The organism is Sediminihaliea albiluteola (genome assembly GCF_014077625.1).
Taxonomy (GTDB): domain Bacteria; phylum Pseudomonadota; class Gammaproteobacteria; order Pseudomonadales; family Halieaceae; genus Sediminihaliea; species Sediminihaliea albiluteola.
Genome location: NZ_JACFXU010000013.1, coordinates 164,473 through 184,644, shown reverse-complemented (window position 1 = coordinate 184,644; position 20,172 = coordinate 164,473). Strand labels below are relative to the sequence as shown.

Sequence of the window (20,172 nt, the reverse complement as noted above, 5' to 3'; positions counted from 1 at the left end):
AAAGGCTGGGCTTGTCACAGCGCAGTATAAGTAAACTTCTGCCCACCCAGCGCGGCCTCATACATCAAGCCACCCTTAGCGATGGTGAAAACGGCCATGCCTTTGCGATAACCAGCGTGGGTGGTGGCTGCATCATTGCGCCCGCCACTGATGCCTGCCGATGCGCCGCCACCTGTATTCACTTCAGCAGAGGCGCCAGCGGTGATTGCAACTGCTGTTGCTTGAGCGCTGAACTCAAAATTGCCTGAAGTAAAGTGCTCAAAGGCGCGCCGATCTTCAAAGAAAATTATTTGGCTAAATGCCTGACCACCCAACTGAAAACCCAGTGTTAACTGGGTCATAGTGGTGTTGCCAACTGCTTGCCCCGCCACAAAAACTTTGCCTTTGCCGTGAGCGCCACCAAGCCCTATGCCACCTTTACCAATCGTGGGGAATAAGGCGTAGCCGTAAGCCTTGTTGAAATATTTACCACTGACTCCGGCATTTTTAAAAGAGTTGGCAGCGTCACTGTAGCGATCAGCCCAGGCGCCTTGAGCTACCACTGTCAGTAGCGCAAACACGCTAAATACTTTGAATAGTTTCTGCATAGCTAATATCTCTAAGTAATCATAGCAATGGGAAGACTGTGCCCCACCGCCGGTGCCGCAGGCTTGCGGACGACCGCGGCTATTGTGTGGGGCCGACTATAAGCGGTCAAGCGCCTTTGTGCTGCTCAGCCAGTGTTGCGCATGCCCGCCGCAATACCAGCAAAAGTCACCATAATGGCTTGCTCCAGCAGAGGCTCGGCCACTTTACGCTGCCGTTGTAGCAGCTCAGCCTGCAAGACGTTCAAAGGGTCAGTATAGATATTACGCAATTGTATCGATTGCTTGATCCAGGGCAGATCTTGCAGCAAGGTGTCGGCGCCGTGTAAGGCCAGCACGGTGTCGCGGTCCAGTGCCAGCTGTTGACGCAGCGACTGGCCAATATGCTGCAACTCCGCCGGCACTAAACAATCATCATAGTGCGCCGAAAGGCCCACGTCTGCCTTGGCAAAGACCATCTCCAGCATCGACAGACGGGTGGCAAAAAACGGCCATGTAGCTGCCATCTCTTCCAGCAGCTGGCGCTGACCATTGTCGATAGCTTTTTGCAGGGCACTGCCGGCGCCCAACCAAGCAGGCAACATCAAGCGGTTCTGTGACCAAGCAAAAATCCATGGGATGGCCCGCAGACTTTCAATCCCGCCTCCGCCAGCGCGGCGTGCGGGGCGCGAGCCTAGGGGCAATCCGGCTAGCTCCTGCTCCGGTGTGGCATAGCGAAAATAGGACACAAACTCTGGCTCACCACGAATGACCGCCCGGTAAGCCGCGCATGAGTCCTCAGACAAGGCCTCCATCACTTCGCGCCACTCAGGCCGTGGCGCAGGGGGCGTGGACAAATTCGCTCGGCAAATCGCCGTGGTGTATAAGGCCAGTGTTTGTACGGCCAGAGAACTCCAACCCAGCTTGGCGCGAATCATTTCGCCTTGCTCGGTGACCCGCAAACCATGCTCGAGCGAACCCGGCGGCTGTGATAACAGCGCCTCATGTGCAGGAGCTCCACCGCGGCCAATAGTACCGCCACGCCCATGAAATAAGGTCAGCTTAACACCGTACTCGGCACATACCGCAAGCAACTCTTCCTGGGCGCGGTACTGCGCCCAAGATGCGGCCATTACCCCTGCATCTTTCGCTGAGTCAGAGTAGCCGATCATCACCATCAAACGGCCATTGATATGACCGCGATACCAAGGATTATCGAGTAAGTGTTTCATCACCTGCTGCGCCCGAGACAGATCATCTAAGGTCTCAAACAGCGGCACCACCGGTAGGTTGAAGGGACAGCCTGTTTCACGCAGCAAAAGGTGCACTGCCAGTACATCAGATGCTTGCCGAGCCATCGATATAACATAGGCGCCTAGGGCTGACTCTGGCTGCTGCGCGATGACTTCACAGGTATCCAGCACCTCCTTGACCTGAGCCGAGGGCTCCCAGCGCGAGGGAATCAATGGCCTTTTACTGGCGAGTTCCTGCAACAGAAAGGTGCAGCGGCTTTGCTCATCCCACTCCGCGTAATCACCAAGCCCGAGATAGCGACTTAACTCAGATAGGACCTCGGTGTGGCGGGCGCTGTCTTGTCGAATATCATGACGCAATAAATGTACACCAAAGCACTGTACCCGGCGCAGCAAGTCCAGCAGTCCTGCTTTGGCAATGGTCTCCATGCCGCAATCCAGCATCGAGTGATAGCAAACTAACAGTGGTTCGAGCAGCTGCTCTTTTGCTAAAGGCTGTAGGCGCTTGCTCCGGCTAGCATCGGCCAGTAGCGCTTCGATCGCCTGCTGATGCTGCTGCAAGCTATCGCGCAGTTCTCGCAGTACCGCCCGATAGGGCTCGTGGGCGCCACCGGAGAGTTCGCGCAGGGCATCATTACAGGCAGTCATCGACAACTCTTCCACCAGGCGCTCGAGTTCCTGCAGATAGAGTTCAGTTGCTTGCCAGCGGCTGAGCCACATGACCTCATCAGTCACCTTGGCAGTCACATTGGGGTTGCCGTCTCTATCGCCGCCAATCCAAGAGACAAAGCTCACTGGGGCAGCCTCCAGTGGCAAAGCAAGGCCGCAATTATTCATTAAAGCGCTGTCTAAGCGACGTAAAAATTCTGGCACTGCCTGCCACAGTGAGTCTTCCACTACAGCAAAAGCCCACTTAGCCTCATCGACTGGCGATGGACGCTGCAAACGAAAATCATCGCCATACCAAATTTGTGCAATTAACTCCCGCATGCGCTGGTGAATCCGCTGTTCCTCGCGCTCGGTTAAACCGCTTAACTCCAGCTGGCTGAGGCAGCGGCCAATCTCGGTGTGCTTGTGTATTAGCGTGCGGCGCATAATCTCAGTGGGATGTGCGGTCAGTACCAGCTCCACTTGCAGCTGATCGATCGTGGCTGCTATATCTTGCTCTGAGACCCCCTGCTCTTTCAGCGCACTCAATGTACTGCTCAGCTGCTCTGAGGCAGAGAACAAGGGGTCCATCTGCCGCGACACCACATAGTGCTGGTCGGCAATATTGGCAAGATTCAAAAACTGACTAAAAGCACGCGCTACTGGCACTAATTGCTCATTATCTAGATTGCGCAGCACCGCTAGCAGCTCAGCGCGCGAGACCTCATCGTCATCATCGGTAGCCAAACGTGCAGCCTTAGACAGGCCGCGAATTTTTTCAATTAATAAGAGAAAGTCCTGGCCTTCTGCATCAGCGATGGTTTCACCCAATAAGCGGCCTAAGAAGCTCACATTGCTTCTCAGATAACTATAATCTGCCTGTTCTTGTTGCGGTCCCACTTGGTTGCATCCCTCACGTCATCGGTTTCGAGGCAGCCTAACTAAACGCTGCGCGGCTGTCCTACAAGCTTACTCTATGCTGTGCCATCAGCTGCCATGGCCTCGGCGGCTAATGCGCCAATACGCTGCCAATTAGCACTGCGCACCAACGATGGCTCGACCATCCAAGAACCTCCGCAGCACAGCACATTCGGAAGTGCCAAGTAATCGCGAAAGTTATCCGGGTTTAAGCCGCCGGTAGGACAAAACTTGATTTCGGGAAAAGGTCCGGCAAAAGCTTTCAGCGCCGCCAGCCCGCCAATGAGCGCGGCCGGAAATAATTTAAAAGTACTCAGTCCATAGTCCATGCCCTGCATGATCTCAGAGGCGCTTGCCACCCCTGGTACAAATGCTGCTTGGCGCTCAGTGGCAGCCTCAAGTAGGGCTGGGGTCAAGCCTGGGCTGAGTATCAGCTCCGCCCCCGCGGCCAGAGCAAGATCTAAGTCTCTGGGATTGGTCACGGTACCCGCGGCCACATGCAAATCTGGCAGCTCGTCTTTCAAAGCTCGAATACTGTCCAGTGCAGAAGCACTGCGCAAAGTAATCTCTACTGCAATCATCCCGCTCGCCTGCAAAGTGCGCGACAGCTCCAAGGTGCTCGCTACATCCACTGCCGTGATAACTGGCAGGACGCGACACTGGCGGAGCATCTCATTCAACATACGCTTTATTCCTTGTATAAAAATCAGCAGTCTCAGTGAACTATGCTAGCCTAGAGTAAATACTGCCGATGCGCAGCATTAGTCATGCGTTAAACAGGCTAAGACTCAAAGCTGCCTGCGGCCTTATCGCTGTGCAAGCCGATCAGCTTTGCGCAACATTGACAGCTGGTCAAGCCGGCAAGGCCTGCTGACTGAGGACAGCTTAGCAAGGCAGTTCGGTACTTGTACCGCCTAGACTTGTACCACAAATAAAACCGAGTACCCTCTGCCGCCCTAACCCAACTCTTGACAGTTTACTATCATGAGAACGCTACTGACGCTTACATCGCTGCTGATCTCCACCTCGCTTCTGCTGATTGGCCACGGCATGCAGCTGACGCTCCTGCCTTTGCGCGGATCGATCAATGGCCTGTCAGAGTTCGCCATCGGCATGAGCGGTTCCAGCTATTTCTTGGGCTTTGTTGCTGGCTGTCTGGTGATTCCACGCATCATCGCCAAAGTGGGTCATATCCGCAGCTTTGCCGTGCTGACTGCACTACTGGCCAGTGCGTTGCTGGGGCTTGAAGTGCTCGATAGCTGGGCAGCTTGGATGCTCTTGCGCTTTGTCACTGGCGCGATGATTTGCGGCCTTTACACAGTAATTGAAAGTTGGCTTAACGATCAGACTAGCTCTGATTCACGCGGCCAAGTGCTGGCTATCTATACTTTTATCGCCTTGCTATCGATGGCGCTCGGGCAGGTCATGATCACGGTTGGGCCCGCCGCTTCCTCGGCCCCCTTTATTTTAGCGACAATTTTCTTAACCTTGGCTATTGTACCGGTAGGCCTTACTAGTCGCCTGGCACCGGCTCCTCTAGAGTCGACTCGCACCCGCTTTAGCCTGCTCTATAAGCGCTCTCGCTCAGCCTTTGCTGGAGCTCTAGTCTCGGGCTTAGTCGTGGGTGGCTTCTGGTCACTCGGCGCTGTTTTCGCCCAGCGTTACAGTAACTCGCTGAGTGATGTGACTTGGTTTATCAGTACTGCTATTTTTGGTGGCGCCCTATTTCAGTACCCCATTGGCTGGCTATCAGACCGCGTGGACCGGCGCCTAATGATGCTCGCTTTATGCGTACTTGGAGCCCTTGCCAGTGCCGCAGTGGCCTGGACTATTGGCCACCCCCTACACCTCCTTGCGGTGTTCTTATTCGGTGCTAGTACCATGCCAATGTATGCAATCTCTCTGGCGATGGCGGCGGACAACTCTAGTAGCAGCGAATTTGTTGAAATTGGCACATCGGTACTGATGCTTAATGCCTTATCTGCGGCGGTGGCGCCACTTATTCTGGGTCAGGTCATGACCTCGATTGACCCCTCGGCGCTATTTTGGACCTCCTCGGGAATTTGTGGTGTTTTTGCCCTCTATGTCGGCATTCAGTGTACTAAGCGCAACCGTGTCAGTGTTGACGATCAGACTCCGTTCTCAGCAGCTAGTATGGAAAGTGCTCCGACCTCTTTCGACCTTGACCCCCGTGGTCCAGACGACGCCACTGGCGACCTGCTACCGGAACATGCCGATGGCAGCTATCAAGAAGACGAAGAGGAAGAAGAGGAGTAAGCCCGCTGTAAAGGCTTTCGAGAGCACAACTACAGTCTTAACTGAGCTGGCTATCCACGCCCGGCGCGGGCCAACAACTTATCTAGCTGAGCAGCAAAGAGCTGTTTATCAGCTGCTCCGAGTGGCGCTGCACCGCCGGTTTGAACACCGCTGTCGCGCAGCGTCGCCATAAAGTCGCGCATATTTAAGCGGCCACGTATATTTTCGCTGGTATAAAGCTCGCCCCGCGGGTCAAGGACCTGACAGGCCTGCGCCACCAGCTCTGCGGCTAAAGGAATATCAGCAGTAATAACCAAGTCACCGGGCTGCGCCCGACTGAGGATCTCATTGTCGGCAACATCAAAACCCTGGGCCACTTGAAGTAAACGGATGTTCGCCGCCGCAGGCACTTGCATGCTGTGATTAGCGACCAAAGTTAAAGTCTTACCAGTGCGCTGGGCAGCGCGGAACAAAATCTGTTTTATCGCTGCTGGACAAGCGTCCGCGTCTACCCAGATATCCACTGCTAATTACTCTTTAGACCAATGCAACAAAACTTGCCCCTGCTCGGCAGCACTGCGGGCTAATTGTTCAGCCAACTCGGCAAAGCGTATGTCTACTTGGTCTCGTCGAATTTTCATGGTCGGAGTAAGCACTCCGTTTTCAATTCCCCAGGGCTCACAAGACAAAATCACCGCACCAATACGGGCATGGGGCTCTAGATCGGAATTGATTTCGGCTACGGTCTCACGGACCGAGCGCTCAACCTGCTCTGGCGCTAAGCCACAGGCACTTTCTGTTAGCACAGCAACCATTACCGTTTTTGAAAAGCCACGACCTAAGAGACACTGCTGTTCTATATGTGGGTTTTTAGCGAAAGCCCCCTCAATTGGCGGCGGCGCCACGAACTTACCCTGAATAGTTTTAAAATAATCTTTAACTCGACCGGTGATGTAGATAAAGCCATCCTCATCCACCCGCGCTTTATCACCGGTATGCAGCCAACCGTCCTTTAGCAACTCAGCAGTTTTTTCAGGCTCGCGATAGTAACCAGGGGTGCAACCTTCTGCGCGGATCAGCAGCTCACCATTGTCAGCAATGCGAAAATCCACCCTGGGTACGGGCTTACCAACAGAGCCTATACGGCGCTCCTTCTCTGTGCTGACAATTAAACCCATCGCTTCGGTTTGCCCAAAGCCTTCCATTAACACCAAGCCAAGCTGATCAAACCAATGTATTAATGCCGGTGGTGTCGGCGCCGCTGCGGTCAAGCAAAACACCACCTCACCTAGGCCCATGGTCTCTATAATAAAACGGCCGGTGCCTTCACGGTCTTGCTCGAGGGCCTGATCCAGCGCCGCCTGCCCGCCCAATTTGCCAATAATGGCCTGCTGAAACTGCTCCCAAATCCGCGGCGGCCCAAAAAATACGTGGGGCCTAGTACGCTGGAGATCGCGCAAAATAGTCTCCAGTGATTCATTAAAACTCACCTCACCACAGACTACTAGGGAAGAGAACTCCACAATCTGTCGTTCAGCAATATGCGCTAGAGGCAAATAGGAAAGATAGCGGGCGTTTTCTGGAATAGTAAAAATTTCAAGTAGGCGCCGAATCGGGATCAGATTACTGGCGTGAGTTTGCATCACACCTTTGGGGTTTCCCGTGGTGCCCGAGGTAAACACCAAAGACATCAAATCGTCAGCTTGGCACTGATAATTGGGGCGCCGTCCTGCACCTCGCGCAACCAAGTCATCCCATTTGAGGTGCGGCAAGTCTAGTTCAACACCTGGTAAGGCGATCAGCTTGATGCCCTCGGGAAGGACTTCGCGCACAGCTGGCCAATTACTGGTCTCGCCCACAAACATAAGGCTCGCGCTAGTAAAGCTAAGGATATAATCCGCGGTATCGCTCGGCAGCGTGGTGAACATACTCACTGCAATATTGCCCGAGGCAATAATCGCCATGTCGGCCAAGATCCAGTGCGGACAATTGCGAGAGAGAATAACCATCCGCTCTCCCTGTCCAAAATCCTCCTCTAGAACACTTGCTATAGCCATCGCCGTATCACGTGCCTCAGACCAGGTCCAATCAATCGAGCCCTCGCTGTTCAGGGCTTTCATCCATACCCTGTCTGGCTGCGTATCCGCCTGGTGGTGTAGCAGCGATGGAAGCGTATCCAGTGCCATACTGTTCTCCGTTTATTATTAGATTACAGCCTATAACAGCGGCTGCTGTGTCAAAGAATACCAGAGTTCTCAGGGCAAATAAGCGATTTCAATAAGATCTCAGCCTAGATTAGACAGCTTAAGACTTACGGCCGCCCAAGGATGGCCGCGGCCGCCCGGCGCCGGAAGCCGGCTTTGTGTCAAGGCTGGGGCTAGGGCTCGCAGCTTTCGCCGCTGTAGCAGCTCGGCGAGCACTACCTTTTTTATGCCTTGCGCTTTTGTTTTGCTTGGCTACCACAGGGAGTGCATGCCTAGGCTCAAAGCCTTCCTGCTCTTCTCGCGGCAACTTCTGGCAGATTAGCTTTTCGATTTGCCACAGATTATCGATTTCATCAGCACTGACTAATGAATAAGCGCAGCCGGCCGCTTTAGCCCGGCCGGTACGACCAATACGGTGCACATAATCTTGTGCTGCTGAGGGCAAATCGAAATTGACGACGAGGGGTAAGCCTTCAATATCCAATCCGCGCGCGGCCACATCGGTTGCCACTAAGACCTGAATGCGGTCTTGTTTAAAGGCCTCTAAAGCCTGATTTCGTGCTGCCTGTGTCCTATTTCCATGGATCGCAGCACTGCTAACACCCTGTTCCGACAGCTGTTCACTGAGTCGCTGAGCGCCCAGCCTAGTGCGAGTAAAGACCAGTAGGCGCTGCCAGTCGTTGCGCTCTATCAAGTGGCAAAGCAGTGCCAATTTGCGTTTCTTATCTACCGGATAAACCCACTGGGAGACTTGGTTGGCGGTAAGCCTCGCCGGGCTGATCTGTAGTTTAACGGGATTTTTTAGATAAGCTTGTGCCAAGTGGCGAATGACAGGAGAAAAGGTCGCAGAAAACATCAGTGTCTGCCGTTTTTTAGGCAGAAGACTCAGCAAGTGCTCTATTTCCTGGCTAAAGCCCAAATCCAGCATGCGATCGGCTTCATCCAAGACCAGCACTTCTAGCTCACTAAACTCTAGAGCGCCATGGGCCTGTAAATCCAACAGGCGCCCAGGCGTTGCAATCAGCAGGTCAACACCCTTTCGTAAAGCCGCAAGCTGTGGCCCAGCTGCCATCCCGCCAACGACCGCAAGGCGAGTAATCGACAGATAGCATGCGTAATCAGCGACGCTACTTTCAATCTGCATGGCCAGTTCGCGTGTCGGCGCGAGAATTAAGGCGCGACAGTGATGGGCGCTGGCACTCGCGCCTTGGGCGAGACGCTGCAAAATTGGCAAGGTGAAGGCTGCTGTTTTACCGGTGCCGGTCTGGGCTGTCACCATAAGGTCACGCCCCGCTAGTATGGGCGGAATGGCTTGCCGCTGAACCGGCGTGGGCTCCTGATAGCCTCGCTGCTCGATGGCACGCAGTAAATAATCCGACAGACCAAGCTTGTTAAACATAAGTATCCTGATTGTGGAGGCCCGCAGCCTTCGCAACTGTCACTCAGTGACAGGCGAGTGCCAGCAAGCTGAAGCTTCAGCATAAAAGCCGGATATTAGCGACCTGCAAAGCGGCTGACTATTATTTCTGTTCCAGCACCCCGTAGAGCGCAGCGTGGTCAGACAGCTCTCGCCAAGGCCCGGTCTGTAAGCAATCACAAGATACCGGGTTTAAACCGCGGTAATAAATTCGATCAACAGAGAACATGGGCGCCCACACTGGAAAGGTCTTTGCGTGACTGCCTGTCAGCTGCACAAAAAGCTCTTTTAAACCTAGGTCGCTGCGAAAGTGGCGTTCAGCTTGCTTACGCCAATCATTGAAATCACCGGCTAAAATCATCGGCTCATCACGTGGCACATGCTCCTCAATTCGCTCAACCAGAACGCGAATCTGTGCGCGTCGCTCACGCTCCAACAAACCCAAATGCACACAGAGGGTGTGCACCGGCATTGGATAGCCGGGAATATCAATCACCCCATGCAAAATACTGCGGCTGGAGCGAGGAAAGAGCGAGACGTCAATGTTTTCCCAGCGCGTAAAAGGGTGCATGCTGAGAATGGCATTACCGTGGTCACCTTTGCGGTAAATAGCATTGCGCCCGTAGGCATAATGGGGCCAGGCTTCATCTGCTAGGAATTCAAAGTGCGGTTGCTCAGGGTAGGATGCTCGCCGCCTTTGCCTGGGGCTTTTGAGCGCGTGGCCATGAATCTCTTGTAGAAACACAATATCTGCACCAGTTTGCGCAATACGCTGGCGCATAGACTCCAGCATAAAGCGGCGATTACCTGCGCAGTAGCCTTTGTGGACGTTGTAAGTCAGTACGTTCAGTGGGGGAGCCTGAGGGCTCAGTATTGATGTTTTTGGCTGGTCGCCTTGTAAATTCATATATCGCTGTATTCTCCCATTGCCTCAATTTTGAGGCGAGCACACTATAGCTCAGTGGCTAAGCAAGTTCAGCTTTAGTCCACATTGCTACAGTCTGTGTTAATTTATGCCAACAAGCCATAACTCTGAGAGATAGACGTGACAACACTGCCCTATAGCCCTCAAAGCCCAGTGATTATTACTGGCGCCTGCTCCGGCATTGGCCGAGCCTGTGCCGAAGTACTTGCTGAAGTCGGTCGGCCGCTAGCCTTGTGGGACTTAGATCAACTACAAGCCGAAAAGTTCGCAGCTCAGCTCAGCGCTGATCACGGCATCAAATCTATTGGTCTGGCGGTGGATGTGGCCGACTTGCAGGCCATTGAACAGGGCGTTGCGGCCAGTCGCCAGGCACTTGGCACTATTGGCGGTTTTGTACACAGTGCCGGAGTCAGCGGCGTCGCCAACTTAGAGCAGTTGACAGCGGAAACTTGGCAGAGAGTGCTGGATATTAACCTACGCGCGGAAGTGTTTATTTTGCAGGCTATTCTAGCCGACCTGGAACGTAGCCCCGGCGCTGCAGTGGTAGGTATTGCCTCAATCAACGCCACACTTGGCAACGCCATGAACCCGAGCTATAGCGCCTCTAAAGGCGGCATGCTGGCGCTGAATCGAGCTCTAGCGGATGACTTAGCTCTCAAGGGCATCCGCATTAACAGTGTATCACCAGGGCAAATCGCCACGCCTATGCTGCTGCAGGGCCTAGAGCACTCGCCGGGTCAAAAAGAAGCTTTTGAACGACATATATTGCTAGGTCGGCTGGGCGAAGCCCGTGAAGTGGCCAAGGCGGTGCGTTTCTTGATGTCAGACGAGGCCAGTTATATCACTGCGGCGGAACTAGTTGTCGATGGCGGCAACCTATCTTCCCAGCGCGCGTAAGCAAAGCAGTTGGCTCGATCTTTAGCTCAGCGCGGCCGCCTGCTCAGCGAGTGGCACCATATTAGCTACGTTGAATTCGTGCCGGGCCATAGAGATGCGCTCGGCAGCATCGGCGGCTTGATCAGCGATTTCATTAGCTATCTGCAAGCGCTTGATCAAACCTTCTTGATTAGCCACCTGAATCGACAGCCCCGGCCGAGCATTTAACTCCAATAACATCGGGCCATGTTGCCGATCAAGGACGATGTCGGCGCCCAGATAACCCAAGCCACACATGTCTGCGCAGCCGGATGCCAGCTCTAGAATTTTCTGCCAATGCGGTAATTTCAGCTTTTCAAAGCTGGCGCCAGTATCTGGATGCCTAGTCACCAGCTTACCGTTCTGAACCGCTGCCACACTAGCACCAGAGCCAATATCGATGCCCACCCCTACGGCGCCTTGATGAAGGTTCGCCTTGCCGTCTGAAGCATGCGTGGCACAGCGGATCATGGCCATTACTGGTACCCCACGAAACACAATCACTCGAATATCCGGCACACCTTCGTGACTGTACTGCGCCATCATCGGATCAAAATCAAGCAGTGCCTCGATCATGGCCTGGTCATTGCGGCCCCCGAGGCTGTGCAAGCCAGCCAAAATATTAGAGGCGTGACGCTGCAAGCCATCGATACCTACCACAGCTCCCGAGGGCTTTAAGAAATCATTTCCCTGACGCCCGACAATTACCAAAATGCCTTTGCCACCGCTGCCCTGCACCGGCTTCATCACAAAGCTCTCTCGATCCAGTAACTCTGCCACCATGCGCTTGACCTGGAACTGATGGTCAATCACGCCATAGAGCTCAGGCGTGGGGATACCGAGATCTAGTGCAGCAGTCTTTGTGAACAGTTTGTTGTCGACCAAGCGGAAATTTTTGCGAGGATTATAGCGGCCGATATAACCGACATTTCGTCGGTTCATGCCGAGTATCCCCAACTTGCGCAGGGTGCGGGGTGAAATCAGCTTAATCACTTCTGGTTCACCAGCTCGCGAAAGCGATACAGTTCAGAGAGGCGATAGCCGGTGTATTTACCCAGCAGCAAGACGAGCCCTAGTAAACTGAGTAGAAGCTCTGGGAAGTTGAAGGTCAAATGCGCCACCACCCCTATCGACATCACCAGATAGGCCAGCACTGCCACTATCAAACTGCCACCACCTTGCATCAAGACCTCGCGGCCGCCCTCTTCCTCCCACAGGATGGACATGCGCTCCACCGTCCAAGCCAAAATGATGATGGGGAAGAAAGTAACCGTCAGAGCCTGATCCAGCCCCAACCTGTAGCTAAGCACCGCCATGGCCGCCATTAACAAAATCACTACGATGACAACCGCAGATACTCTAGCCACTAACAATAAGTTAAGGTGCGATAGCCAGGAGCGAATCCACAAACCCACGCTCACGATCACTAGGAAAATAGCCAAACCGACCCACAGTGTGGTCTGTAAGAATGCTAGTGCGATTAGTACCGGCATAAAGGTACCGGAGGTTTTAATGCCCACCAGCAAGCGCAACACGACCACCACGAAAGCGGCGACCGGTATCAATAGCAAGCCTTTAAAAATGCCCTGCTGCTCCACCGGTAGTGCATAGATAGAAAAGTCTAAAAGGGCAAAGTTCTCGCTTTGCTGCTCCATCGACACCACGGTCTTAGCTGGCAAACGGTTGTTCACCAAAGCGAACTCTAAACGTGAATCCCGCGCCCCAACCACACGCAATACCGCACCGGGGCCGCGCTGCCAAACATAAAAATCGTCCGGTAGGCCCATGCTGCCAGTATCCGGATTGAACACCAGCCAGCGATCACCATCGTAGATCTCCAGCAATGAGCTCAACTGCTGCCTGCGGCGACCGTCCTGCAGCTGCACGCCGCGCACTAAGTGCGCTGGGATCTCAGCAAAAGACATCACATCCAACATGAGTGAGTCACGGGTGCCACTATAGCTACCCATCAGAAACTCAGCGTCTGGATCTGGATCATCGCGATTGAGCTGCTGAATCATCAGCTTTACTAAGCTTTCAGGCCCAGTGGAGCGCTCCTTTAGCACTTCTACTAATCGCTCCATTGCAGCAAGCTGATCGGCTTTTAATCGCGGCGGGCTATCGACGCGGGTAGGATACTCTGGCAATGCATCTTCGTTAGCCCTATAAGCCTGAATTTTGTAGTACAAAGTTGTGGGATGATCCAGTGACTGGCGCGTCCAGCGCGCTGCGGAGCGACCGCTACCGACATCCTCCACCGAAAAGCCAAAGCCTGAAGAAGCAAAATGTTCTTCCAGCGTGACCCAGCCACCCAGTGATTGGGGTAACTTGAGTTCAATATCCACGGGGCCTGAGGAGGGCTTAAAGCTAATTTTGGACTCAATCGTCCACACTTCTCGGGATTCACCGGGCAACAGTGGCAGGCCTAAGCGAGTGGCCTTGTATAGAGTCAAGCCTATACCAAAGGCAATTAACAGCGTTGCCACTAGGCCGATCTGAACGCGAGGGTGCATCATAGCTTAAGGCTCTAATTTAATTGGTGACGCCGGCTGACATCGACGATAGCCACATCTGTGAGAAAGTTCCGGCCGATTATTAGGGCGTAGTCGTCATCGTGGCGCTCAGTCAGGCTTACATCGATCAGAGAGCGATGCTCCCCTATTGAGACCCACAGGCTCACCACATAGCGAGTCTGATTAGGCCCTGTACTTCGCTTGAGCACTGTTTTGCGCTGCAAAGCGCTTTCAACTTCTACACTATCACCGCTCTCAGGATCCCTGAGATCAAACAGCACGTAGCGCTTACCATCTTTTTCTAGCTGACGGATATTAGCGACAAGCATTGTAGTGGTCTCAGTGCCGGTATCAATACGGGCCTCCAAGCGCAGCCCAGGGGGCTCTACAGTGGCCCACTCAACAGCACCAATAATTGGCAAATTCAACTCACCCGCGGTCGTTGGCAAAGCCACTGCTGCAGGTACCGGCTTTTCCACAACCCGCTCCACCACGACCGTGGCGGGACAAGCTTTGGCTTCACAGACTGCACATTCCTGCACCGGAACCGGTGGGCACAGTGGAGCCACCTGCTCGCTGACCGGCTCAAGCTCAGGTACAACACTACAACCGGCTAGCGCCAGTAAAGTAAACACCGCAACCAGCGCCACCCGCCGCTTGACCATTTTTACCCCTTCTATTTCAAATTACCGCTGTACTTCTTACTCTGCCGTGGTATCGACAAGTGCAGCCTCAGGCGCGTTCTTTTTTACTGACTCAATGCCATTTTCCATAGCGGCATCACCACTATACATTTGGCTTTTACCAATCACTTGCCCATTGCTTGCATTTAGGACAAAAAATGGCGAGTCATCCTTAGCCACTTTGCGCTCAAAGCGTGCATCGTCTTGACTGTTTTTCCGGACTGATTCAATACCATTCAGGGCACCAGACTTACTGGTGTAGGTCTGGCTGGTCAAAATGACCTGCCCATTACCTGATTTAAGATTAAAGCTGTACTTACCACTATCACCCTGCTTGAGCTCAAATTTTCCTGCCATGATCTATCTCCATTTGTTGTTATTGATTCGTATAGGGCGGCCACTACTTAAATCGAGCAATCCGCCAAAAACGATCCCAGCCACAGAATAGCTAAGTCTCCGGCAACTGTCAGCAGTTTACAGGCACCTTTCTAGGCCTTGAGCTCGTATTCATCTACGGCAGTCAGAAAATTCTAAGTAGCCCGCTGAGCTCTTGGTTGAATTGCAGACGCAGCTTATACTTCGAGCACTATGGCTTATTTGCCCTTTAATTAAACTAACAACAACTTACAACTGCGGAAGCCTCACGCCAGATTACTGCGCTCAGTTGGCATGTCATTTGAGAATAATTATGAATAGTTCTATTGAAGCATTGGCCGGCGTCATTCAAATGGCGGTTGCCCCGGTATTTTTACTCACCGGTATTGCGGGCTTTCTCAATGTCATGTCAGGCCGGTTGAGCCGTATTATTGACCGAGCCCGAATTGTCGAACGACGAATGAGTGCTGGCATTGCAGACGAGCCGCGCCTGTCGATGACACGCATTGAGTTACGCACACTGTGGCGGCGGGTAAAACTGATTAACTGGGCAATCGGCATGTGTACAGCATCCGGCCTGATGGTCTGTACCGTGGTCGTCAGTCTGTTTGTCGGTGATTTTTGGGACTTGCGTCTTGCTGAGCCGATTATTGTGCTATTTATGCTCGCCCTAGTATTACTGATCTTCGCACTGCTGCTATTCATTAAAGAGGTACACCTAGCCACCAGGCTATTACATGTGGGCAGAGAATTCACCGACTAACTAGGACTAGGACTAGGACAAGCCTGTAAAGCAGCTTATAGTGCCCCATCTCCAACTACCCTAAGACAGCTCCGGAGTTACTTATGTTACTGCGTTTATCTATTGTTTCGGCCTCACTGCTTTTCCTCTCTGCCTGCAGTGATCCAGTCCAAGACGCCCACAAGGCGATTTTGGAATCCCTAAGTGGCACAGCCGACATCGAATTCATTGCCGATCAAAGCTTTGCTCACGGCGCAGTATGCGGCCAGTTCAAGCAGCGCGATAAATGGGGCGAATCCTCTGGTACCAAGCGCTATGTCTACCGTGGAGGAGTGCTCAACAGCTCGCCAAATTCTAGCGATCTCGCCATTTACTGCTCAGAGGAACCGGCCAAAGTTATCGAGGAACGCTTAGGTATCAGCCTAGCCACCCACGACAGTGCACAGATCGAAAAGCTGATCAGCGACCTCAGCTCGCTAGCGACCACTCTAGAACAATACTATGCTGACCACAGCGCGTACCCAACGAGCGACCAAGGTCTCAAAGCGCTAACAGAGCAACCCAAAGAACGCCTTGGCCTAGGCAATTATCCTGAAGGCGGCTATCTCAAGAACATCCCTAAAGATCCTTGGCAGCAGCCCTATGACTATCAAGGTCCAGTATGGGCTGGTGTAAAAAGCCCCTTCACCTTACGCAGTTTGGGTGCGGATGGCGCAGAAGGCGGCAGCAAAGAGGCCACGGATATTGGCACTGAACTCATTCCCTACTTGCAGCTGCTGCTAGACTTAGCTGATCACTAAAATCGCATTAAGATCGGGCAATGTGCTGTAGAGTCTCGTTAAATGCGCAGTGGAGAGCAAAGTGACTGAAAACAGCGAAGTTGCGCAACTGCGTGACAGCATAGAGCAGCTGCCCAGCGGCGAAGCAGCTAATCGGCTCAGAGCAGAGCCCAAGCATATTGCCCAAGCGGTTCTCGATCAGTTGCCGGCAACTAAGGCTTCCGAGCTAGCAGCCCTGATGGAATTCATACTGCCAGCGGGCAGTCCTAGCGAGCAGGAAGTCAGTCAGCAAGAGGACAGTGCTGAGGCATCTAAACAAGTCGAGGGTTCGGTAGCGGATCTGCTGCTTGAACCTTTCGGCGTCATGGGCCCAGATACGACAGTAGCCGGCGCCTTGGATCGCTTAGTACACACTGACCCAGTGAATGGGATTACCTATATTTATGTGGTGGACGACGAGCGGCACCTACTCGGCGTGGTGGCCATGCGCGACCTACTGCTGGGACGGCCGGGGCAGACCCTCGCCGACATCATGACCCGCGAGCCCTTCTGTCTGTCCCCAGACAGCCCTCTCTCGCAAGCTATACGGGCCGCTCTTGAACACCGTCATCGCTTATACCCGGTGACCGATGAGGACAATAAACTACTGGGCATGGTGTATGGCTGGCAGTTGTTTGAATCCATGGCCACGGAGCTGAGCGCACAGAGCGGCAGCATGGTCGGTGTCGACCGAGAAGAGCGCCTCGGCACATCAATTTTTCAAGCTTTTCGCATGCGCCACCCCTGGTTACAAGTGAACTTGCTGACCGCCTTTTGCGCCGCTTTGGTGGTCGGTATTTTTGAGGATACCATCGCCCAAATAGTGGCACTGGCAGTATTTTTGCCGGTATTGGCTGGTCAAAGCGGCAATACCGGCTGCCAAGCTCTGGCCATTACCTTGCGAGGTATGACTCTGGGTGAACTGGCCGAGTTTCCGGTCAAGCGCCTACTGCGCAAAGAACTGACACTTGGCGCAATGAACGGCTTTTTCGTTGGACTCGTGGCCGCCGCAGCAATGTGGGTATACGCCACTATGACTGATGCGGGCCAACCTTTGATGCTGGGGCTAAGCATTTTAATTGCCATGGTAGGTGCCTGTATGGGCAGCGGTGTTTTCGGGGTGCTGGTACCATTGACCTTGAGACGCTTCGGCGCTGACCCCGCCATGGCCAGCAGTATTTTCCTGACCACCTTCACGGATATTCTCGGTATGGGTCTGATGCTCTTTCTAGCCACCGCAATGGTACTTTAGCAGGAGCGATTATTGATGTTGCGCATTTCCCCCAGCCTCAGCCTAAAAGCCGAGGAGATCGAGCTCACGGCAATCCGCGCTCAAGGAGCGGGTGGCCAAAACGTGAATAAAGTTGCCTCAGCTATTCACCTTCGTTTCGACATCCCAGCCTCGTCCCTACCGGCAGAATTAAAATCCCGCTTACTGCAAAAAACTGACCAGAGAATTAGCAAAGAAGGCGTGGTTATCATTAAGGCCCAGCGCCACCGCACTCAAGAAAAAAACCGCGCGGACGCCCTGGATCGGCTAGCAGCAATCATTCGTGAAGCCGACCATGTTCCAGTAAAGCGGCGCCCTACCCGCCCCACTTATGGCTCTAAGCAACGGCGCATGGACAGTAAAACTCACCGCGGCAGAATCAAATTACTACGCGGGAAAGTAGAGTGACCCTGCCAGCACTCATGTCACTCGCTAAAAGTTAACAGCAGGCTTGGAGTGCAAACTAATACTTGTAGATATAACAACAGCAACTATAGTAGAAAGTGCTTGTCGAAGGATTTAATGCACTCTGAGATTAACGTTGCCGTGCATTACAGTACGAACGGCATGTGGTAAATATTATTCACCACCATGCCTTAATGACTAAGGCCAGACTAGGACTAAATATTTATGAATATACAAGTTTCAGGTGTACTCGGCTTATTGATTCTGATCGCTGATATCTGGGCGATCATTAACGTTATTCAATCAAACGCCACAACTATTAAGAAGGTTGTATGGATTGTCGCTATTCTGCTATTGCCGGTACTAGGCTTGATTCTCTGGTTCTTTTTAGGGCCTCGCGGATGAAACACAGCCGAAAATGCTCCATCCAGCAAAGGATACAGTGCCTCTTAGCGATAGTCGCTGTTCTGCTACTGAATCCCTTTGCTGTACAGGCGAGTGATGATCCAACACCGCGCATATACGTCACAGGCGAAGGGCAAGCAAGCTTGAAACCCGATATGGCCATGCTGACACTCACTGTGACGCGAGAAGCTACCACCGCCAAAGAAGCTCTAGCGGAAAACTCTCGGGCTATGACTAGTGTGCTGCAGGCGATGCGCGATGAAGACATCGAAGAGCGCGACCTGCAAACCAGCGGCTTTGCTATTCAACCACAGTATCACTACCCCACAAAAGGCGATAGGGAAAGTGGTCAAAGCCCGAGGATCATTGCCTACAGCGTTAAAAACACCCTCAGCGTACGGCTGCGTGATCTGAGTAAAGTAGGCGCGATCTTAGACAGATCTGTACAGCTTGGCGTTAACGAGGGCGGTCACATTAGCTTCACTAACGAGGACCCAAGCGCGGCTATTGAGCAAGCCCGCCGAGCTGCCGTCAAGGACGCTTTAAGTCGTGCGAAAACCCTGGCTGAAGCTGCTGAAGTAAAGCTGGGCAATATACTGGAGATCACTGAGAGCTCCCATCAAGCAATTCCCCGGCCCATGATGATGCGCGCCGAAAGGGCTATGTCTGATGCATCGAGCTCGGTACCAGTCGCCTCAGGTGAAAACAGCTATAGGGTACAAGTTAACATCACTGTGGCCATTGAGCAGTAATTGATCCCAGCCTCAGAGTCCGCCTAAATGCTCATGTCGGCATCTGCAATGGCATAACTCATCAACCTTGCGACAAGCGAAGTTCAAAGCAGACCCTCAAGTAGAGATACTGGATTCTGAGGGCTGCCAATTCTGCGGGTCGATCCGATAGTAAGCCAAGAGGGTATTGAACAACTCAGGGTGTGTATCATGAAACTGAGCGGGGCGTTCAAAAAAGAGTTCAGTAATTACCGCAAAAAACTCAGCGGGATTAGTGGCCCCATAGGGATTGATCAGAGTTTGCTCTCCCCGCTCAAGGGCTTCGCGCAAAGCATTGAACTCTCGGCCCAATACCTCTGACCACTGCTTATAAGACGCGCGATCATAAAGCAGAGGCGCGCCATCTGCGGAGCCATCTTCCTGATCTAGTTGATGAGCAAACTCATGCAGCACCACATTGGAGCCATCGTCTGCCGAGCTGACACCGCGTTGTACACTGTCCCAAGCCAGCACGATACGTCCATTAGACCAAGACACACCCAGCAGGCTTCCCGCTGGCTTTGAAACCACGCCGTACTCATTCCTCTGGGCTTGCTTGCTGCGGAATTGGCTTGGAAAAATATAGATCCAGCGCAGCTTCCTAAACTGTGTACTAGGTCGATTAAGGATTAACAGGCAAGCCTCAGCGGCAATAGTGACACGCATTTCATCGCTGACCTGCAAGCCATCGCAACCGACAAAGCGCTTAGTATGCAAAAAATGCTTAATCTTTTGCTGCAGCTCCAACTGCAATGAGGATGGCAGCACTTTGTAGACCGGCGAGCGCTGTAGATACAGCATCCAATCACTGGGGAATGGGGCTTGTAGCGCTTTGTCTAAACGCCTGCGTGGCAACCACACTAAAAATGCATAAGCCAGCGCACTGCCCAGGGCAACCAAGATTATCCACAACAAAATCGACATCGACAGAAGCACCTCTTAATAGCCAAGTTAGTCTGTCACCGAGCCATACTATTATCCGGCATAAGCCCAAGGGCCTAGTTCAGGTTTGTATATGGCTAGGAGTACAGAGCGATACGCTCACTCTGCACTGTATGCAGCTTAGCAATGCCAAGCAAATTTGGCGGTTTT

20 protein-coding genes are annotated in these 20,172 nt (G+C 53.1%); 8 read left to right on the top strand and 12 right to left on the bottom strand.

Annotation, left to right across the window (positions count from 1 at the left end; genetic code table 11):
* Positions 1-14: 14 nt before the first annotated feature.
* The 3 genes from H2508_RS01940 to eda form a co-directional block, all read right to left on the bottom strand.
* The gene (locus H2508_RS01940) at positions 15-587 is read right to left on the bottom strand and encodes a YSC84-related protein (protein ID WP_182168721.1); all 573 of its coding nucleotides are present in this window, start codon (positions 585-587) and stop codon (positions 15-17) included.
* Positions 588-712: 125 nt separating this feature from the next.
* Positions 713-3,364 (bottom strand): phosphoenolpyruvate carboxylase, encoded by a 2,652-nt coding sequence (gene ppc, locus H2508_RS01935; protein WP_182168720.1) that lies wholly within the window; start codon positions 3,362-3,364, stop codon positions 713-715.
* A gap of 74 nt (positions 3,365-3,438) precedes the next feature.
* On the bottom strand, positions 3,439-4,065 hold the full coding sequence (gene eda, locus H2508_RS01930) for a bifunctional 4-hydroxy-2-oxoglutarate aldolase/2-dehydro-3-deoxy-phosphogluconate aldolase (protein WP_182168719.1): 627 nt from the start codon (positions 4,063-4,065) through the stop codon (positions 3,439-3,441).
* Positions 4,066-4,366: 301 nt separating this feature from the next.
* Between eda and H2508_RS01925 the strand changes: the two genes are divergently transcribed.
* Positions 4,367-5,659: an MFS transporter gene (locus H2508_RS01925; protein ID WP_182168718.1), complete on the top strand. Its 1,293-nt coding sequence runs from the start codon at positions 4,367-4,369 to the stop codon at positions 5,657-5,659.
* 50 nt (positions 5,660-5,709) lie between these two features.
* On the opposite strand, the gene H2508_RS01920 is transcribed toward H2508_RS01925, so the two are convergent.
* From H2508_RS01920 to H2508_RS01905, 4 genes are all read right to left on the bottom strand, one after another.
* Positions 5,710-6,162, bottom strand: coding sequence for a YaiI/YqxD family protein (locus tag H2508_RS01920; RefSeq protein WP_182168717.1), 453 nt, complete (start codon positions 6,160-6,162; stop codon positions 5,710-5,712).
* A 6-nt stretch (positions 6,163-6,168) separates the two neighbouring features.
* Positions 6,169-7,824 carry an AMP-binding protein gene (locus H2508_RS01915; protein ID WP_182168716.1) on the bottom strand — a complete coding sequence of 552 codons (1,656 nt, stop codon included), beginning with the start codon at positions 7,822-7,824 and terminating at the stop codon, positions 6,169-6,171.
* 118 nt (positions 7,825-7,942) lie between these two features.
* Positions 7,943-9,241 carry a DEAD/DEAH box helicase gene (locus H2508_RS01910; protein ID WP_182168715.1) on the bottom strand — a complete coding sequence of 433 codons (1,299 nt, stop codon included), beginning with the start codon at positions 9,239-9,241 and terminating at the stop codon, positions 7,943-7,945.
* A 121-nt stretch (positions 9,242-9,362) separates the two neighbouring features.
* Positions 9,363-10,166, bottom strand: a complete 804-nt coding sequence (locus tag H2508_RS01905; protein WP_182168714.1) for an endonuclease/exonuclease/phosphatase family protein — start codon at positions 10,164-10,166, stop codon at positions 9,363-9,365.
* A gap of 138 nt (positions 10,167-10,304) precedes the next feature.
* On the opposite strand from H2508_RS01905, the gene H2508_RS01900 reads away from it, so the two are divergent.
* On the top strand, positions 10,305-11,081 hold the full coding sequence (locus tag H2508_RS01900; protein WP_220463553.1) for an SDR family NAD(P)-dependent oxidoreductase: 777 nt from the start codon (positions 10,305-10,307) through the stop codon (positions 11,079-11,081).
* Positions 11,082-11,102: 21 nt separating this feature from the next.
* Here the strand turns inward: H2508_RS01900 and H2508_RS01895 are convergent, their stop codons facing one another.
* From H2508_RS01895 to H2508_RS01880, 4 genes are read right to left on the bottom strand one after another with little or no spacing between them, the layout of a single operon-like run.
* Positions 11,103-12,092, bottom strand: a complete 990-nt coding sequence (locus tag H2508_RS01895; protein ID WP_182168713.1) for an alpha-L-glutamate ligase-like protein — start codon at positions 12,090-12,092, stop codon at positions 11,103-11,105.
* Positions 12,089-13,615 (bottom strand): inactive transglutaminase family protein, encoded by a 1,527-nt coding sequence (locus tag H2508_RS01890; RefSeq protein WP_182168712.1) that lies wholly within the window; start codon positions 13,613-13,615, stop codon positions 12,089-12,091. The genes H2508_RS01895 and H2508_RS01890 overlap by 4 nt, the downstream gene beginning before the upstream one ends.
* Positions 13,616-13,626: 11 nt before the next feature.
* Complete coding sequence (locus H2508_RS01885; protein ID WP_182168711.1) at positions 13,627-14,277, bottom strand: ATP-dependent zinc protease family protein; 651 nt, start codon at positions 14,275-14,277, stop codon at positions 13,627-13,629.
* 36 nt (positions 14,278-14,313) lie between these two features.
* Positions 14,314-14,652, bottom strand: a complete 339-nt coding sequence (locus H2508_RS01880) for a YegP family protein (RefSeq protein ID WP_182168710.1) — start codon at positions 14,650-14,652, stop codon at positions 14,314-14,316.
* 331 nt (positions 14,653-14,983) lie between these two features.
* On the opposite strand from H2508_RS01880, the gene H2508_RS01875 reads away from it, so the two are divergent.
* From H2508_RS01875 to H2508_RS01850, 6 genes are all read left to right on the top strand, one after another.
* Positions 14,984-15,433: a DUF2721 domain-containing protein gene (locus H2508_RS01875; RefSeq protein WP_182168709.1), complete on the top strand. Its 450-nt coding sequence runs from the start codon at positions 14,984-14,986 to the stop codon at positions 15,431-15,433.
* A gap of 83 nt (positions 15,434-15,516) precedes the next feature.
* The gene (locus tag H2508_RS01870; protein WP_182168708.1) at positions 15,517-16,212 is read left to right on the top strand and encodes a type II secretion system protein GspG; all 696 of its coding nucleotides are present in this window, start codon (positions 15,517-15,519) and stop codon (positions 16,210-16,212) included.
* Positions 16,213-16,273: 61 nt separating this feature from the next.
* Positions 16,274-17,482 carry a magnesium transporter gene (locus H2508_RS01865; RefSeq protein WP_328799283.1) on the top strand — a complete coding sequence of 403 codons (1,209 nt, stop codon included), beginning with the start codon at positions 16,274-16,276 and terminating at the stop codon, positions 17,480-17,482.
* Positions 17,483-17,497: 15 nt separating this feature from the next.
* Positions 17,498-17,908: an alternative ribosome rescue aminoacyl-tRNA hydrolase ArfB gene (gene arfB / locus H2508_RS01860; protein ID WP_182168707.1), complete on the top strand. Its 411-nt coding sequence runs from the start codon at positions 17,498-17,500 to the stop codon at positions 17,906-17,908.
* Positions 17,909-18,130: 222 nt separating this feature from the next.
* On the top strand, positions 18,131-18,310 hold the full coding sequence (locus H2508_RS01855; RefSeq protein ID WP_182168706.1) for a PLDc N-terminal domain-containing protein: 180 nt from the start codon (positions 18,131-18,133) through the stop codon (positions 18,308-18,310).
* Positions 18,307-19,062, top strand: coding sequence for an SIMPL domain-containing protein (locus H2508_RS01850; protein ID WP_182168705.1), 756 nt, complete (start codon positions 18,307-18,309; stop codon positions 19,060-19,062). The genes H2508_RS01855 and H2508_RS01850 overlap by 4 nt, the downstream gene beginning before the upstream one ends.
* Before the next feature lie 96 nt (positions 19,063-19,158).
* Here the strand turns inward: H2508_RS01850 and H2508_RS01845 are convergent, their stop codons facing one another.
* A complete protein-coding gene (locus tag H2508_RS01845; protein ID WP_220463552.1) occupies positions 19,159-20,004 on the bottom strand; it encodes a M90 family metallopeptidase in 846 nt (281 codons plus the stop codon).
* Positions 20,005-20,172 lie beyond the last annotated feature (168 nt).

Coding starts and splice junctions, on each gene's coding strand:
- H2508_RS01880 (WP_182168710.1), bottom strand. CDS start 14,652: ATGGCAGGAAAATTTGAGCTCAAGCAGGGTGATAGTGGTAAGTACAGC.
- arfB (WP_182168707.1), top strand. CDS start 17,498: ATGTTGCGCATTTCCCCCAGCCTCAGCCTAAAAGCCGAGGAGATCGAG.
- H2508_RS01910 (WP_182168715.1), bottom strand. CDS start 9,241: ATGTTTAACAAGCTTGGTCTGTCGGATTATTTACTGCGTGCCATCGAG.
- H2508_RS01870 (WP_182168708.1), top strand. CDS start 15,517: ATGTTACTGCGTTTATCTATTGTTTCGGCCTCACTGCTTTTCCTCTCT.
- H2508_RS01905 (WP_182168714.1), bottom strand. CDS start 10,166: ATGAATTTACAAGGCGACCAGCCAAAAACATCAATACTGAGCCCTCAG.
- eda (WP_182168719.1), bottom strand. CDS start 4,065: ATGTTGAATGAGATGCTCCGCCAGTGTCGCGTCCTGCCAGTTATCACG.
- H2508_RS01925 (WP_182168718.1), top strand. CDS start 4,367: ATGAGAACGCTACTGACGCTTACATCGCTGCTGATCTCCACCTCGCTT.
- H2508_RS01845 (WP_220463552.1), bottom strand. CDS start 20,004: ATGTCGATTTTGTTGTGGATAATCTTGGTTGCCCTGGGCAGTGCGCTG.
- H2508_RS01915 (WP_182168716.1), bottom strand. CDS start 7,824: ATGGCACTGGATACGCTTCCATCGCTGCTACACCACCAGGCGGATACG.
- H2508_RS01875 (WP_182168709.1), top strand. CDS start 14,984: ATGAATAGTTCTATTGAAGCATTGGCCGGCGTCATTCAAATGGCGGTT.
- H2508_RS01885 (WP_182168711.1), bottom strand. CDS start 14,277: ATGGTCAAGCGGCGGGTGGCGCTGGTTGCGGTGTTTACTTTACTGGCG.
- H2508_RS01850 (WP_182168705.1), top strand. CDS start 18,307: ATGAAACACAGCCGAAAATGCTCCATCCAGCAAAGGATACAGTGCCTC.
- H2508_RS01855 (WP_182168706.1), top strand. CDS start 18,131: ATGAATATACAAGTTTCAGGTGTACTCGGCTTATTGATTCTGATCGCT.
- H2508_RS01940 (WP_182168721.1), bottom strand. CDS start 587: ATGCAGAAACTATTCAAAGTATTTAGCGTGTTTGCGCTACTGACAGTG.
- H2508_RS01890 (WP_182168712.1), bottom strand. CDS start 13,615: ATGATGCACCCTCGCGTTCAGATCGGCCTAGTGGCAACGCTGTTAATT.